Origin of the sequence: Gimesia chilikensis (assembly GCF_007744075.1) — a bacterium.
GTDB lineage: Bacteria > Planctomycetota > Planctomycetia > Planctomycetales > Planctomycetaceae > Gimesia > Gimesia chilikensis_A.
On the sequence record NZ_CP036266.1, the window covers coordinates 3702470 to 3716903 of the forward strand.

General features: G+C 52.1%; 16 protein-coding genes. 12 read left to right on the forward strand and 4 right to left on the reverse strand.

Annotated elements, in window-relative coordinates:
• Positions 1 to 155 precede the first annotated feature (155 nt).
• Together HG66A1_RS14100 and queF are read left to right on the forward strand one after the other, a co-directional pair.
• Positions 156 to 1619, forward strand: coding sequence for an acyltransferase family protein (locus HG66A1_RS14100; protein WP_145184913.1), 1464 nt, complete (start codon positions 156 to 158; stop codon positions 1617 to 1619).
• A gap of 115 nt (positions 1620 to 1734) precedes the next feature.
• On the forward strand, positions 1735 to 2109 hold the full coding sequence (queF, locus tag HG66A1_RS14105) for a preQ(1) synthase (RefSeq protein WP_145184916.1): 375 nt from the start codon (positions 1735 to 1737) through the stop codon (positions 2107 to 2109).
• Between the two features lie 3 nt (positions 2110 to 2112).
• On the opposite strand, the gene HG66A1_RS14110 is transcribed toward queF, so the two are convergent.
• Entirely contained in the window at positions 2113 to 2976 is an 864-nt protein-coding gene (locus HG66A1_RS14110; protein ID WP_145184919.1) for a GntR family transcriptional regulator, read from the reverse strand.
• A 153-nt stretch (positions 2977 to 3129) separates the two neighbouring features.
• On the opposite strand from HG66A1_RS14110, the gene HG66A1_RS14115 reads away from it, so the two are divergent.
• The 6 genes from HG66A1_RS14115 (at position 3130) to HG66A1_RS14140 (ending at position 6096) form a co-directional block, all read left to right on the forward strand.
• Complete coding sequence (locus tag HG66A1_RS14115; protein ID WP_145040986.1) at positions 3130 to 3375, forward strand: hypothetical protein; 246 nt, start codon at positions 3130 to 3132, stop codon at positions 3373 to 3375.
• 235 nt (positions 3376 to 3610) lie between these two features.
• Positions 3611 to 4114: a hypothetical protein gene (locus HG66A1_RS14120; RefSeq protein ID WP_145184922.1), complete on the forward strand. Its 504-nt coding sequence runs from the start codon at positions 3611 to 3613 to the stop codon at positions 4112 to 4114.
• A gap of 59 nt (positions 4115 to 4173) precedes the next feature.
• Entirely contained in the window at positions 4174 to 4608 is a 435-nt protein-coding gene (locus tag HG66A1_RS14125; protein ID WP_145184925.1) for a hypothetical protein, read from the forward strand.
• Positions 4609 to 4678: 70 nt separating this feature from the next.
• Positions 4679 to 5251, forward strand: a complete 573-nt coding sequence (locus HG66A1_RS14130) for a hypothetical protein (RefSeq protein WP_145184928.1) — start codon at positions 4679 to 4681, stop codon at positions 5249 to 5251.
• An 81-nt stretch (positions 5252 to 5332) separates the two neighbouring features.
• Positions 5333 to 5623, forward strand: a complete 291-nt coding sequence (locus HG66A1_RS14135; protein WP_145184931.1) for a hypothetical protein — start codon at positions 5333 to 5335, stop codon at positions 5621 to 5623.
• A gap of 17 nt (positions 5624 to 5640) precedes the next feature.
• Complete coding sequence (locus tag HG66A1_RS14140; RefSeq protein WP_145184935.1) at positions 5641 to 6096, forward strand: NADAR family protein; 456 nt, start codon at positions 5641 to 5643, stop codon at positions 6094 to 6096.
• Positions 6097 to 6116: 20 nt separating this feature from the next.
• On the opposite strand, the gene HG66A1_RS14145 is transcribed toward HG66A1_RS14140, so the two are convergent.
• The 3 genes from HG66A1_RS14145 to HG66A1_RS14155 all read right to left on the reverse strand — a co-directional run bounded on the left by HG66A1_RS14145 (position 6117) and on the right by HG66A1_RS14155 (position 11286).
• Positions 6117 to 7565, reverse strand: coding sequence for a DUF1501 domain-containing protein (locus tag HG66A1_RS14145; RefSeq protein WP_145184937.1), 1449 nt, complete (start codon positions 7563 to 7565; stop codon positions 6117 to 6119).
• Positions 7566 to 7581: 16 nt separating this feature from the next.
• Positions 7582 to 10695 carry a DUF1553 domain-containing protein gene (locus HG66A1_RS14150; RefSeq protein ID WP_145193783.1) on the reverse strand — a complete coding sequence of 1038 codons (3114 nt, stop codon included), beginning with the start codon at positions 10693 to 10695 and terminating at the stop codon, positions 7582 to 7584.
• A 132-nt stretch (positions 10696 to 10827) separates the two neighbouring features.
• Positions 10828 to 11286 (reverse strand): hypothetical protein, encoded by a 459-nt coding sequence (locus HG66A1_RS14155; RefSeq protein ID WP_145184940.1) that lies wholly within the window; start codon positions 11284 to 11286, stop codon positions 10828 to 10830.
• 334 nt (positions 11287 to 11620) lie between these two features.
• On the opposite strand from HG66A1_RS14155, the gene HG66A1_RS14160 reads away from it, so the two are divergent.
• The 4 genes from HG66A1_RS14160 (at position 11621) to HG66A1_RS14175 (ending at position 14425) form a co-directional block, all read left to right on the forward strand.
• A complete protein-coding gene (locus HG66A1_RS14160) occupies positions 11621 to 12199 on the forward strand; it encodes a hypothetical protein (RefSeq protein WP_145184943.1) in 579 nt (192 codons plus the stop codon).
• A 67-nt stretch (positions 12200 to 12266) separates the two neighbouring features.
• Positions 12267 to 12737, forward strand: coding sequence for a hypothetical protein (locus HG66A1_RS14165; protein ID WP_145184946.1), 471 nt, complete (start codon positions 12267 to 12269; stop codon positions 12735 to 12737).
• A gap of 108 nt (positions 12738 to 12845) precedes the next feature.
• Positions 12846 to 13571, forward strand: a complete 726-nt coding sequence (locus tag HG66A1_RS14170) for a hypothetical protein (RefSeq protein ID WP_145184949.1) — start codon at positions 12846 to 12848, stop codon at positions 13569 to 13571.
• Positions 13568 to 14425 carry an SGNH/GDSL hydrolase family protein gene (locus HG66A1_RS14175; RefSeq protein ID WP_145184952.1) on the forward strand — a complete coding sequence of 286 codons (858 nt, stop codon included), beginning with the start codon at positions 13568 to 13570 and terminating at the stop codon, positions 14423 to 14425. Before HG66A1_RS14170 ends, HG66A1_RS14175 begins: the two co-directional genes overlap by 4 nt.
• Positions 14426 to 14434 lie beyond the last annotated feature (9 nt).

The window sequence follows — 14434 nt, forward strand, 5'->3', positions numbered from 1 at the left end:
GAAACTCTGCTTAAAATAAGGAAAGATCGACTTTGTTTGATGTTTTACACTGCCAGCCAGACACGGTACGATAAAAGCAGTCTTTCAGGCCCTGGCAGAACCAGTAGATTGACTGTAGTCATACCTTAGCTTTTCTTTCTTCATCGGTAAATCAGATGACACAAAATACTCCGAATTCAGAGTCACATGAGCCGGAAACCATTCCTCTGCAGAAAACTCCGGAAACAGAGTCTGTCACACCACCGGCGATTCCTCCTGAAACCGCTGAAAAAGAACAGCAGGAACAGAAGCAGGGAAATACACCTCCGGTCAGTCAGCGTCTGACGTCTCTGGATGCCTATCGTGGATTTGTCATGCTGGCGATGGCCTCCGGAGGACTCTACATCGCCAACGCGGTGCGGAACTCACCTGAAATTCTGCAGCAGTATGATGGTACCCAGTGGGAATCCTCGTGGAAGCATCTCTGGCAGACACTCTCCTACCAGTTAAGTCATGTAGAGTGGACTGGTGCCGGTTTCTGGGACCTGATTCAGCCGTCCTTCATGTTCATGGTTGGCGTTTCGATGCCCTTTTCGGTACGCAAGCGGAAACAGAAGGGGGATTCCACGCTCCGCATCTGGGGGCATGCCATTTTTCGATCGGTGCTTCTTGTGGCTCTGGGAGTCTTTCTCTCTTCTCGCTCGGGCCCTCACACCAATTTCACTTTTGCGAATGTTCTCTGCCAGATTGGCCTGGGTTATCTGGTGGTCTTCTTTTATGTAAACCGGTCTTTTGTGACGCAGCTGATTGGCGTCGTCACCATTCTGGGAGGTTACTGGTTCTTTTTCTATCAATACATGCCTGCAGAGGCAGAGTTGACTGCGGTCAAGAACTACCTGACTGAAGTCAAACATTTGGACGAATCGGAGTGGACTCAGTTTTCCGGCTTTGGAGAACCGTGGAATAAACACACAAATGCGGCTGCTTCTGTAGATCGTCAGTTGCTGAACCAGTTCCCCCGCTACGAAGAGCCCTATCAGGAGCAGAAGTTCTGGGTAAACCACGGGGGCTATCAGACGCTCAATTTTATTCCGTCCATCGCGACCATGTTGTTTGGCCTGATGTCCGGACAACTGTTGATGTCCAACCGCCTGGATAAAATGAAAGTGAAATGGCTATTGCAGGCGGGCTTGATCTGTTTCGTGATATCGATGTTGCTGGATACTTCAATCTGGCCGGTCAATATCGAGCAATGGGAGTGGCACCTGGTTCCGATCGTCAAACGGATCTGGTCCCCCGGCTGGGCAATATTCAGTGCCGGCTGGGCCTTCTGGTTTCTGGCGGTATTCTATTGGATTATCGACGTCAAAGGTTATAAAAAGTGGGCCTTCCCCTTTGTTGTCGTTGGCATGAATTCAATTGCCATGTACATCATGGCGCAGTTGATTCGTCCCTGGATTCAAAAGTCGCTCGAGATGCATCTGACCACGGTCGATAAAATGACCGGCTGGTCTGTGGCCGGTTCACTGTTCAGCTCAGATTGTCCCTACGCCCCGATCGCTGTATCTGCGACGGTTCTGTTTGTATTGTGGCTGATCTGCCTGTGGATGTATCTACAGCGGATCTTTATCAAGATTTGAACCGATTTGCGTGAAAATGCGTGTGATTTGCTTGCACGCCTCGGAGAATCGCTATAGAACACGGTCACATTTGTGATACGTCATACCGAATCCACCGATAGAGAAACATACGACCATGAGTGAAGCCGATTCCCCACGCAGCCTGCTGGAAACGTTCGAAAATCCCTACCCCAACCGTGACTATGTCATGGAAACGGTCTGTCCCGAATTCACCTCGGTCTGCCCCAAAACCGGTCAGCCTGACTTCGGCACACTGATCATCACTTATATCCCCGATCAGGTCTGTTTCGAACTGAAATCACTCAAGCTTTACCTGCAGAGCTATCGCAACGTAGGTGCCTTCTACGAAGACGTGACCAACCGCATTATGGATGACCTGGTTGCAGTCACTGATCCGCGTTGGCTCGAACTGCGAGCAGAATTTACTCCCCGGGGCGGGATCAGCAGTACCATCACCGTGTCACACCACAAAGCAGGTAGCGGAGAGTAAGCGTCAGCGTTTGAGCTGCGAGAGGACCGGGTGATTGCTGCGGAGGTGCAATTCCAGCTCTTCGCGGGCGGTCGTCCAGTCTTCATTGATGAGTGCGGTCAAGATTCGCTGATGTTGCTGGATCTCCTGGATGGCTGCGTCGCGGTCGTTGGATTCCCAGAGGAACAGCAGGTCGAAATAGCGACCGTGTCGATCAAAAAAGCTGATAATGTAATAGTTGTCCGACTGTTTGATCAGATATTCGTGCAGGCTGTTGTCGATCTGCAGCGGTTCCTCATCAGTCCCGGGAACCTGGTTGCCGTCCAGTATTTTCTGCAGCACCCCTTTATCGAGGCTCTCTTTCGCCAGATCCAGTGCCTTGAGTTCGAGGACCACGCGAACTTCGATGAAGGCATCGAGATCGTGTTGATTGAATGAACGCAGCTTCCAGCCTCTGCGAGGGACATGCTCCAGCATTCCGTCACCGGCCAGCCGATTGAAGATATTCCGCAGACTGGTGCGGCTGATGTCATACTTTTTCGCCGACGCCATTTCCCGCAGAAACACGGATTCACCATTCAGGCTCATCGTGAGCAGGTCATCGGTAATACGTTTGAAATGATCTTCGGGGGGCGCTGGTTGGGGGGACTTAGCCGCGGTCTGGGCATCGCTCATTTTCTCCTGATTGACGCACAGCCGCCGATTCTTTTCCCGATAGAGATACCCTTCTTCAATCAGTTCATTGATCGCATGATAGATTGGGGTAACACTCACCTGATAATGGTCTGAGAGTGCCGCCAGTGTTAGCGCATCGGGAGACAGTTCATCCCGCGACAGCCGGGCGATCAGGTCGGCTTTGATGTATTTGGTGAGAGTCAGAATCTGCATGGGCGCTCCTCAGCTGGTGTCTATTGAGCGAATTGTAATTGTTATTGGCGACAATGTAAATATATGGCGCGAGAGAAAATACTTGTGTTCATGTGACTAGATGATAAAATGAAAAGCACAATTCATTTCTCAGATATGAAAGGGAGTCGCGCGATGAAAACTACTTCTCCCCCCGTCAGTCCAGCTGTGTTGACTCGGTTTAAAATCCTGGTCTGGATGGGACTGCTCATTTCACTCAGCGATCTGACCTGTATCCTGGTACTCGGAGATCGTTTTCCCAAACTGCTGGCCGGAATTGTGCTGATGCCGGCGCTGTTATTCATGCTGGTGGCTTTTAAGGTACTCTACAAAGCAGTGCCTCCCAAAGAACGCCGGTGGCGCGTCGAGAATGGAAGCTGAGCCAGAGCCAAAACATACACATCAGAATCTGATTGGATGTGCCACCAGTGGCGGATTGGATATTTGATAGCAGGTATTTTGCCCGCTATCTGGCCGGATTATAGATCATGAGGTTTTTCAATCTCAGTATTTTTCCGATCACCACCAATCCTGATCTTCGCTTGTGTTCAAGTGAATAGATTGGCATGATAGACCCAAGTAATGTGAGTGCGAGAATTGAGTAAGAGGAAATTCGATGACGGATCTGGACCGACGAGCAGAAAATTATCTGCAGAAAAGTATGCAGGCGTTGGTTGGCTTTGTTGGCTCTTATATTTTTCTCGCCTACATGTTTATGTTTCTGGGGCTGTTACTGATTGATACTGATTTGACCTGGCCTGAAGAGAAGCGGCAGTCATTCATACTCTGGCTCACTTTCGGTCTCGCTTGCGGGTTTGCCGTTTTCACGGTCTTCTATGGAAGCAAAAAACTCTCCCGCTTCTGGCTCTGGTTTTTGTTGATATTCAGTCTGGGTTCCCTGATCCAGGTTGTACCGGAAAAGGGAAGTTTACATGTTGAGTTGAATCAGAACTGGCCTCAATGGACGATCGTTTCTCTATATGTTCAATCGAACTTTCATCCTGTCAAACTGATCGTCTTGGCAATTCATGCTTCCCTGGCGCTGGGATTAGCCTGGCTCCTTCCTTTTTGCTGGTCGCGACTGTTTCAGTCACGAACGGCGCTGCGAAATTCTGATTGAATACACTTAGTAAATACATCACTGAAGATTTCTGGAAAGTAAGTTAAAGAGAGAAAATCATGCGAGTTGTGGCGAAGTTGCTGGTTGTGGTTCTGATTATTGCATTCGTGCGATCCAACCGGAATTCAAAAAACGACAAACCGGCGCCACCAATTGAACCTTCCGCGGTGATCGAAAATAACGGTGCGGAACACAGGCTCTATCGAGGCGTCAAATTACTGGATGTCTTTGAGACGCTCCCGACCAGTGCCATCGATACGCTCGATGCGGATACCCGCACCAAACAGCACCTGATCGTTGTCATCACAGTTCCTCTGGGAAATCATAAGGTCAGCGATCTGCGAACCACCTTCAAACTGAGAAACGGTCAATCCTTCGTTAGAAAATGGCTGCCTGTGAATGATAACAAGAACGAAATCGCGACGGGCGTGTTCGCGGTGATTGACAGCGTCGTTTCCTGTTCGACGGAAATCAAACCATCCGCGAGCAAGTGAAACCAGCAAGCGCGTGATCAATATGAGAAATGAGCCCAGACGCTCCGGCTTTACGAAGATGGAATTCCTGGTGATAATTTTCATCAATGTCATACTGATCGCTCTGCTTTATCCTGCAATAAAGCCTCCTAATCCAGATGGCCCCGTCGGAAAAATGATTCCAGTGACGACGCCAGACGAAAAAAATCGTGTCGCTCACGCATCTGGGATTTCTTTTATTCCTCCGCCCAACTGGGGGCAAATCAGGGATCTGGGGCCTGAAAAACACTGGCTTCGCATCGCTCCTCGCGGTAGCAGTAAAAGGCGTGATCTTGCGGTTCTCATAATTGGCAAAGTGGGGGCTTATAACCACGAAGACAGGCTACCTGACCGGAATGATCTGGAGCAATTTAAATGCGTCAAATTTCAGGGATTTCCAGCCTATGAAAGGATGGTCGTTGTCCGGAAAGATTCGTTTGATGATCCTGCCAGATCCGATTATGAGCTCTATATCAACAGGCATGGTGAGTGGTGGAATGTCCATTTTCTAATTTCGGAAGAAATGACTGAGTTGCCTGCTATGATGCGCAAGTACATAAATATGATTCGCTTTCCGCCAAAAGCAGTTGAGGAAGCAGAACAGTCCATGAAGTCAGAGCAATAGTAAGGAACCTACTCCCCAACTCAGGTGTCTCTTTAATTAAGAATATATTCCGCTTCCTCATTTTCAAAGCCAGTGAACGCCATGCAGGAATCTCGCGACGCTAGCCGGCGGTTGATAATCGACTTTTACGACATCGATTCCCTCCGTTATCCCACAATCACAAAATCCGTGGTCAGACTGTTTCAATTGGAACCGGCGGGTGAACTGACCATTGGTCTGGATGAAATGTTCCAGGATTATCAGTGTGAGAGACAGATCGTGGGGCTGGAGTGGGATCCCTGGTCGGGGTATATCGTGGTGGCGAAAACGGAGTCAGCGGAAGATCTGGTAAGGGAAATTGGTGCTTTTATTCAATCCAGGTTTTCCCGGTAATAAACAGAGTTGTTCACATGGCGAATTACTTCTACACCCGCAACGACGAGTACGGTGCGTTTTCGAACTTCTCGCCGCATGGGGTCGAGATGGATGGGCTCTGGTGGCCGAGCGTTGAACACTATTTTCAGGCGCAGAAGTTCAGTGATCCGGAATACCGGGAACGGATCAGAACAGCCCATAATTCGAAACAGGCGGCCCTGCTGGGACGCAGCCGCAAGGTCAAACTCCGCGACGACTGGGAAACAGTGAAAGAGGAGATCATGTCGGCAGCCGTACTCAAGAAATTTCAGACGCACCTCGAATTAAAAGCACTTTTACTCTCCACGGGTGATGAGGCAATTGTGGAAAACGCCCCAAGTGACTATTTCTGGGGTTGCGGACAGGACGGGACCGGTTTGAATCGTCTGGGGATGATCCTGGAACAGGTTCGCGATGTACTCAGACAGGGACTCAACTCAGATCGGAAATGATCCCGTCCGATTCTTTTTGTTTATGACAGAATTTCATTAATCACCGTCCCATGTACATCGGTCAGACGGTAATCTCTGCCCTGATGCTTAAAGGTCAGCCGTTCATGGTTCAGGCCCATGCAATGTAAAAGCGTGGCGTTCAGGTCGTGAACGTGGACCGGGTTCTCGGCGATGTTATAGCAGAAGTCGTCGGTCGCACCGTAAGACATGCCCGGCTTAATGCCGCCGCCGGCCAGCCACATGGTGAAGCAGCGGCCGTGATGATCTCTGCCGTAATCGGTGCTGGTGAGTGTACCCTGACTGTAAATCGTGCGGCCGAATTCGCCTCCCCAGATGATCAGTGTGTCGTCCAGCAGTCCACGCTGTTTGAGATCGGTGAGCAGCCCCGCAGTCGGCTGGTCGATGTCGCCGCACTGCAGGCGCAGGTCGCTGGGCAGATTGTAATGCTGGTCCCAGCCCCGGTGATAGAGTTGAATGAACCGCACACCCCGCTCTGCCATTCGCCGGGCCAGCAGGCAGTTGGCGGCGTAAGTTCCCGGTTTACGGGAAGCCTCACCATAGAGGTCGAATGTCTGCTCACTTTCATTCGAAAAGTCGGTCAGGTCAGGGACGGAGGTCTGCATGCGGTAAGCCATCTCGTATTGCGCGATGCGGGTCTGGATTTCCGGATCGCGATAGGCTTCAAACTGCCTTTGATTCAGCAGCGCCAGGCTGTCCAGCATACTCCGTCTGCTGGCGTCAGTGAGACCTGACGGATTGGAGAGATAGAGTACCGGATCGCCGTTCTTCCGGAAGTTGACTCCCTGGTGACTGGAAGGGAGAAATCCGGTGCCCCACAGGCGGGCATACAGGGGATCCGCGGGACGGGACGCGCTGCCGTCGGAGATCAATACCACAAACGCGGGCAGGTTCTGGTTCTCACTGCCCAGTCCGTAACTGGACCACGCTCCAAAGCTGGGACGTCCCGGTTGCTGGTGTCCGGTCTGCATCAGTGTGACTGCCGGATCGTGGTTGATCGCTTCGGTGTGCATTGATTTGATCACGCAAACATCATCGATCACCTTCGCCATGTGCGGCAGTGCATCGCTGACCCAGGTACCGCTCTCTCCATGCCGTTGGAAACGGAACTGGTTCGGCGCTGCGACCGGGAACGATTTCTGATTGGATGTCATGCCGGTCAGCCGTTGATCACCGCGGACCGAGTCGGGGAGCGGACTCGCGTTTAAGTCTTTGAGACGTGGTTTATAGTCGAAGAGTTCCATCTGTGAGGGGCCGCCATGCATGAACAGGTAGATCACACGTTTCGCTTTCCCCGGAAAATGGGAGGGTTGCACCGAGTCAGCAGGACCAGCATCGAGATCCGGATTGAGCAGTGATCCCAGGGCAGCCGCACCAATGCCTGTGGCGTTGCGGCGGAAAAACTGCCGGCGGGTGACTTCCTGTTGGAGCAGGTTAAGTTCGTGCTGCATCGGGGATCCTGTCGAATTAGTGTTTCGTGACGGTCTCGTCCATGTTGAGAATCGTGCTGGCAAGCATGGTCCAGGCTGCCAGTTCCGAGGGAGGAATCGTTGCCTCAACGGGCATTTCACCAACCTGAATTAACTGTTGTGCTGTACCGGGATCGGAGTGATAGATCTTCTTCTGCTTCTGGAGCAGGCGTGTCAGAATCTGCTGTTCCCGCTTATCGGGACTACGGCTGGTGGCAGAACGGAACAGGAAAGCGATACGTTCCGAATCCGTTCCCTCCTGTTTTAAGGTGCGTGTTGCCAGTACCCGGGCCGCTTCGAGGTAAGTTGGATCATTCATCAATACCAGAGCCTGGAGCGGTGTGTTGGTACGGGGGCGGCGAACGGTACAAGTTTCGCGCGTCGGAGCATCGAAGGCCATCAGCCCGGGAGGAGGACTCTGTCGTTTCCAGTAAGTATAGAGGCTGCGACGGTACAGCCCATCTCCCGAATCCTGTTGATAGGTGACATCGCCATCATAGGAGACCGCTTCCCAGAGTCCTGCCGGTTGATAAGGTTTGACGCTTGGTCCCCCCTGCTTCGCTACGAGCAGACCGCTGATGTGCAGTGCGTTGTCGCGGACTGTTTCTGCATCGAGTCGGAAACGGGGGCCGCGTGAGAGCAGCCGGTTTTCGGGATCGCGCTCATAGAGTTCGCTGGTACCGCGAGAAGACTGCTGATAAGTCGCTGAAAGCGCGATGAGCTTGATCAGGTGCTTGACATCCCAGCCGCTTTCACGAAATTCGACGGCCAGCCAGTCGAGCAGTTCCGGATGACTGGGCCATTCTCCCTGCGAGCCGAAGTCTTCGACTGTTTTGACCAGGCCGACTCCAAACATCTGTTGCCAGAGCCGGTTCACATAGACGCGAGCTGTTAATGGGTGTTCAGGGCTGGTGAGCCAGCGGGCCAGTCCGAGCCGGTTCGTCGGGAATTGATCACGGAAGCCTGGCAGGACGTCGGGGACCCTGGCGCTCACTTTTTCGTCCGGATGATTGTAAACGCCCCGCTCCAGGATAAAGGTCTCCCGTGGTTCCTTGTTTTCCTGCATCACCATCGTTGAGGGGATCTGCTTACGCAAGCGTGCGAGTTGATCGCGTTTCTTTTGCAGAGCCTGTTCCTTACCACGGAATGCCTCAGGAGCTGCCGTGTTGAGGAAGTAGGTTCGTAGTGCCTCCTGCTGTTGTTGCGTGCGTTTCTCCCTGGGGACCGCGAGAGTGGCGGTCAGGAATTGCGAATCGGCGAGTTGCCTGGCTTCCTCTGCACTTAACGTGCGGCTGTAGATTCGCAAATCATCGAGGTCGCCTTTATAAAAGGCGCTGGTCGAGCGTCGTCCGAGGCGAAAGGGTTCGTCGGTTGTAATACTGCCGGTAAGGCTGTCGTAGGGGGCAGAGGTACTTTGCAAAGCACCATTCAGATAGATGCGTATCCCTGCTGCCGTCGACGAGCCATCATAGGTGACGAGTAGATGCTGCCAGCGACCGGTACTGATGCTGCCGTCGGTCACCACCTGAATCGCATTGCTGTTCCAGGCGTGGATCAGGTGGACGCAGAGCTTTCCTTTACGGAGCATGATGTCGAAGCCCCGGAGTTGTTGACGATCGTCATTCTGGGAAAGAATGCAGATCGGGCCCCCCGAAGCGGGTTTGATCCAGGCAGCGATGGAAAAGGGCGTGTGCCGATCGAGGGGGAGTTGCTGATGACTCTCCAGCAAGGTAGTTCCGTCAAAGTGCGCACCCGCTCCCAGAAAGCCGGCGTTGTTTTCGACGTTGCCGATGGCCTTGAAGGTCTGGTTATGGTTCAGATCATCCAGGGGATCATGGAGGATCAGTTTCTCGGTCGGAGGCGATTTTAGCGTCGCAGCAATCTGTTGTTCCCATTCCGTTTGAAGTCGAGCGAGCTTCGTTTCGTTCTGCTGATGCTGCTGTTCGAGGGTTTGCAGCTCGTTCTGCAGTTTCAGTTCTTTGTCCTTGTAGTCTAGGGACGGGATCTGCAGAACCGGCTGGGCGTTACCTGCAGTGCGGGTGTTGCCTGTCTCGGGGGTATTGTTGAAGAAGGCAAAGAGCTGGTAGAACTCTTTCTGCGAAATGGGGTCGTATTTGTGATCGTGACAGCGGGCGCAGCCCATGGTGAGCCCCATCCAGACCGTGGACGTCGTATCGAGGCGGTCGACGATGTATTCCACGCGGTACTCTTCATCGATGATTCCTGTCTCGCGGGTCGTCATATGATTGCGATGGAAGCCGGTGGCGATCAGCTGTTTTTGAGTCGGATCGGGGAGCAGGTCTCCAGCCAGCTGCTCGATCGTAAACTGATCGAAAGGCAGGTTCCGGTTGAAAGCGTCGATAACCCAGTCCCGCCAGTGCCACATCTCCCATTCTTCATCAGTGAAATAACCGCTGGTATCTGCGTAGCGGGCAGCGTCGAGCCAGTAGCGAGCACGATGCTCGCCATAATGCGGCGAGCTGAGCAGGCGGTCGATCAGGTTTTCCAGGGCCTGTGGTGAGTCGTCCTGCAGGAAGGCGTTCAGTTCCTCCAGCGTGGGAGGCAGGCCGATCAGATCAAGTGAAAGCCGCCGACAGAGTGTCGCTTTGTCGGCCCGAGGAGACGGCTTGAGCCTTTCCTGTTGCAGACGAGCCAGCACAAAACGGTCGATCGGGTTTTGTACCCAGGCCTGCTCTTCAAACTCAGGCAGATTGGGACGTCGGGGCGGAATGAAAGACCAGTGCTGCTGATAGGCGGCTCCCGTTGCGATCCAGCGTTTGAGCAAATCAATCTCTCTGGATGATAGTTCCTTACCGGAATCAATGGGGGGCATTTTGAGAGAATCATCTGTGGTAATCAACCGTTTGACTAACTCACTCTGATGGGGATGCTGACGATCAATAATGCGGTAGCCATCACGGGGGCGAATTGTGTTTTCCTGGTCATCCAGACGGAGATCGGCTTCTCGGGTCGCCGCATCGGGCCCGTGACAGTGCAGGCATTTCTCAGAAAGGATCGGCCGGATGTCACGATTGAACTCGATTTGTCCAGGTTCGCTCTCCTCTGCTGCGTGAAGCAGTGATACTCCCCAGAGAGAGATGATCAGGGGCATTAAAGCTATCCGTAATGAATTATGCATGGATCGAATCTGGGCAATCCTGAAATTAAATGGGGCGGGCAATATATAAACTAAATTAAATATTAGCAGGCTCCGCTTGGATTGTCACTTGCGGATCCGGAGAAATCAGGATTCAGAAATGGTGGGATAACTGGTGATGACGCCGATGGGGAGTTCGGTCTTTCCATTACGAATCCGTTTCAGTTGATTCAACCGGCTGATGGCTTTTTCTAATTGTTTCAGATCAGAGGCGATGATCTGCCCTCCGCCAGGTTGAATCAGGATGACATAGCCTGGCGTCGATGGATTGGGCTTCCATAAACCAACCTCCAGCCAGAGAGCACAGACCGGATTCTGATCGGTCTGGATGGCATTAAGTGGGTTTTTGAGTGCTTTGTTCAATCGATCTGCAGCTGTTTTAATTTCGGGGCTACTGTCTGAGGGGAGTGCGACGGGCCACGGCCAGGCAGCAAATGTCTGTCTGGAATTTTTAAACTGTCCAGTCTGTGAAACAACTATCGATTCGCTGGCGGGGAGAATGAGGAATCCGAAGAGGGAGAGATAGAAAATGAAGAGACGAACCATGTTTCTGCCTGTTTCTGAGAAGAAAATGGAATCGGAGAAGAACCTGTCTCCAATGATTATAGTCCTGCTGCATAGAAAAGTGTGACTTTACTTTCATTGAGCGATCTAAAATTAAACATCCCCTCTTGTGCCCAAACTTGTGAGAGCGAACCTGATGAGATCCGACTTACCGCCGTGGCCCCTCGACGCGATATGCCTTCGTCCTGATAACCTGACGATACCTGAACTGGCACAGATCGTTTATCAAAGGACCTGCCGTACGGATTTCAGCGAGCCTGGCTTCTGTCTAATCAACCTGGGAGCAGACCTTGGTTCGAAGGGCTTGCGTAATACAATGGTTGCTCTTAAGCAGGAACTGGCGACGATTCATGAAACCACGCGAGGAGAAACACTGCAGTATGTTTCGCTGGGACGCTTTGATCAACAAAATTCGACAAAACCTCATCGCGACAATGGGCCGGAGGAGTGTTTCCTCATGCTGGGATATGAGCCAACCGAGGTGGAAAGCACTCTGGAGATATCCGACTATGCACTCTGCGCACATGAACTGGGTCTGACCCCTGCTACATTTCTTGCTCAGCACAACCCGATGTTTCAGTCGGGCTATGAAATGCTACAGGCTTTTGCGACTCAGGTCCCCTGTTTTTCCTGCCTGGATTATCAGATCATCTGTATCAATAATTCTTCTGTTCCCTGCTCCGCAGATCATTCAACCTGGCTGGGGACCCTGCATACAGCGACGATCAAGAATCCGGATACGTCAAAACGCCGCGTGATCAATTCGACTTTAATTGCTTCCGTTCCTCCAGGAATGAAGGATGTCATTTCTCAGGTAGATGTTGAAGAGTTCTTGAGCACTAATCTGATTCGACGTCGTGATTATGATGGTCATCAACAGACCGACGATTTTTGATTCTGTTGTGGGGAACTGGTAAACTAAAGTCAGAGTTCTGTATTCAATTATAGTTAAAGGCGCGGGTATGTGGGGGCAGCGGCTTGCGAATCTACTTAAGGGATTGATCGGCGGTGCTTTTACCGGCCTGTTAGTGGGAGTAGTTATCGTGCAGCTCACGATGGCATACGTGATTCAGCGATCTGATTACATCCATCCGACCCTCTTTGAAACTGCTGAAGTGCGCTATCGCTGGACCCTGATCCTCAGTTTTGTCACTGTCTTCATCCTGGTCGGTCCCTTCTTCGCCTTCCATACATTCGGCCCCTGGGTGCGGCAGGCGATGTATGGTCTGCTGGGAGGTGTAGCTCTGGTTGTGGGAATTGCTCTGTTGGGAGCCTGGATTGAGGGAGAATTTCCTTTTAATCACTATAAAGGATCGGAACAAAACTGGATCTCTGCGGCACGGGGGTATGGGATTCCGGCTGCGTTTTTGTTCGGACCTGTAACCGGGATTCTGATTGGCAGGTACTGGATTTCTGGGGCTGATGATCAGTAGTTATCGGGGAAAATAAGCTGTTGGGGCAACTTTTGATGAAGGTGATTTCCCATGAATGACGATCTTATTATCTACTGCGGGTCAGTCTAGAAGAGGGATCTTCAAACGATGCATGCATCTCAACCCGTCATCTTTTATCGGCTCCGTCGCTTTTATCTCTATCTGGGAATTGCCGGGACGAGCCTGTTTTCGCTGGTCGGCATCGGTTCTACGCTGGCTGCTTTCTATAATCTGGATGGCTCTTTTCGCTATCCGGTCTTTTCCGCCTTGCTGTTCGGTGGGTTCTTTCTGCTCTGCACATTACTGGGAATCTGGTGTATCCTGGCCTGGAGTCGGGAGCGACTGGAAATTTCCGGGATCAGGCTGGTGAAGCGGGATGTCTTCCACATCACCGAAATCCTCTTTGATGAGGTAACCCATCTGCAATGGTACTCTCTGACGGGAGCGATAGTCGTGGAGGCTCCGGAGAAACGGTTTAAATTTCATATCGATAATTTCCAGAAAGCGGAACAGATTGAGATTACAGAACGCCTGCGACGGGAGATTGATCTTGATCTGCAGTCCGGCTGGGAAAAGTACCAGAAATTTAATGCCGCGATCTTTGAGACGACAGAGCAGCCTCCCCGACCGGAGAGTGTTGTGTTTATGATCCTGTTGCTGATCTTCGCTTGTGTATTCGGTTATGCCTGGTGGTCCGGACGCGGAGTTCATTTTCTACTGATCGGTCTGATCAATTTCTTGATTGCCCTGTGGTGGCTACTCGATTTCAGAAAGAAAAGACAGCGCGCGACAACGATCAATCTTTCGGAACAGCGTGCCGGAGTGGATCCGTGAATCCGATTGTCTTTCACATTGCCTCGGGCCAGGCATTCTTCACTGGCTGCACACTGATTATACTGGCAGCTCTCCTGTCACTGAGTCAATCAAAGCTGGCCCGACGCGGGATGGGCCTTGCATTCCTGTTGGGAGTGATCGCGGTGGTTGTCTCGTCAACTCCCCTGCCCTGGTGGTTGTATGGCGTATTGGGTATTGTGACCCTGATCTGGCTGCTGGTACAGTTTCGGAAGCCGAAGCAGCGGAGACTATCGTATGTGGTGATCGTTGTCTGGCTGGCTGCAGTGGGGTGGGAACTTCCGTTTCACCTGCTGCCGCGTGTCGATCCGGTGGAAGACCGGAGTTTGACAGTGATTGGTGATTCGGTGACTGCTGGCCTGGGGGATGAGCAGACGAGAACCTGGCCGGTACTTCTGAACCACGAACACGGGGTGACTGTGCAGGATTTGTCACGAGTGGGGGCGACTGTCTCCTCGGCGCGAAAGCAAGTCGCGGAGACCCGGATTAAATCACCTCTAGTCCTGCTGGAGATCGGTGGAAACGATATTCTGGGATCGGCCACGACAGCGGAATTCGAAACCGGTCTGGAACAACTATTAGCGGAACTGGCTGCCCCGGGGCGCCAACTGGTGATGCTGGAACTACCGCTGCCTCCCTTTTATAACAGATTTGGCCTGATTCAGCGAAAACTCGCTTCAAGATATGAAGTCAAACTGGTGCCGAAACGGGTCTTCTTATCTGTCCTGGCAGGCGGAGGGGCGACTCTGGACAGTATCCACCTTTCCCAGGCGGGGCACCAACAGATGGCGGATGAGGTTTGGGAGATCGTGGGGCCAGCTTATCAGACTGAGTGACCCCGTCAT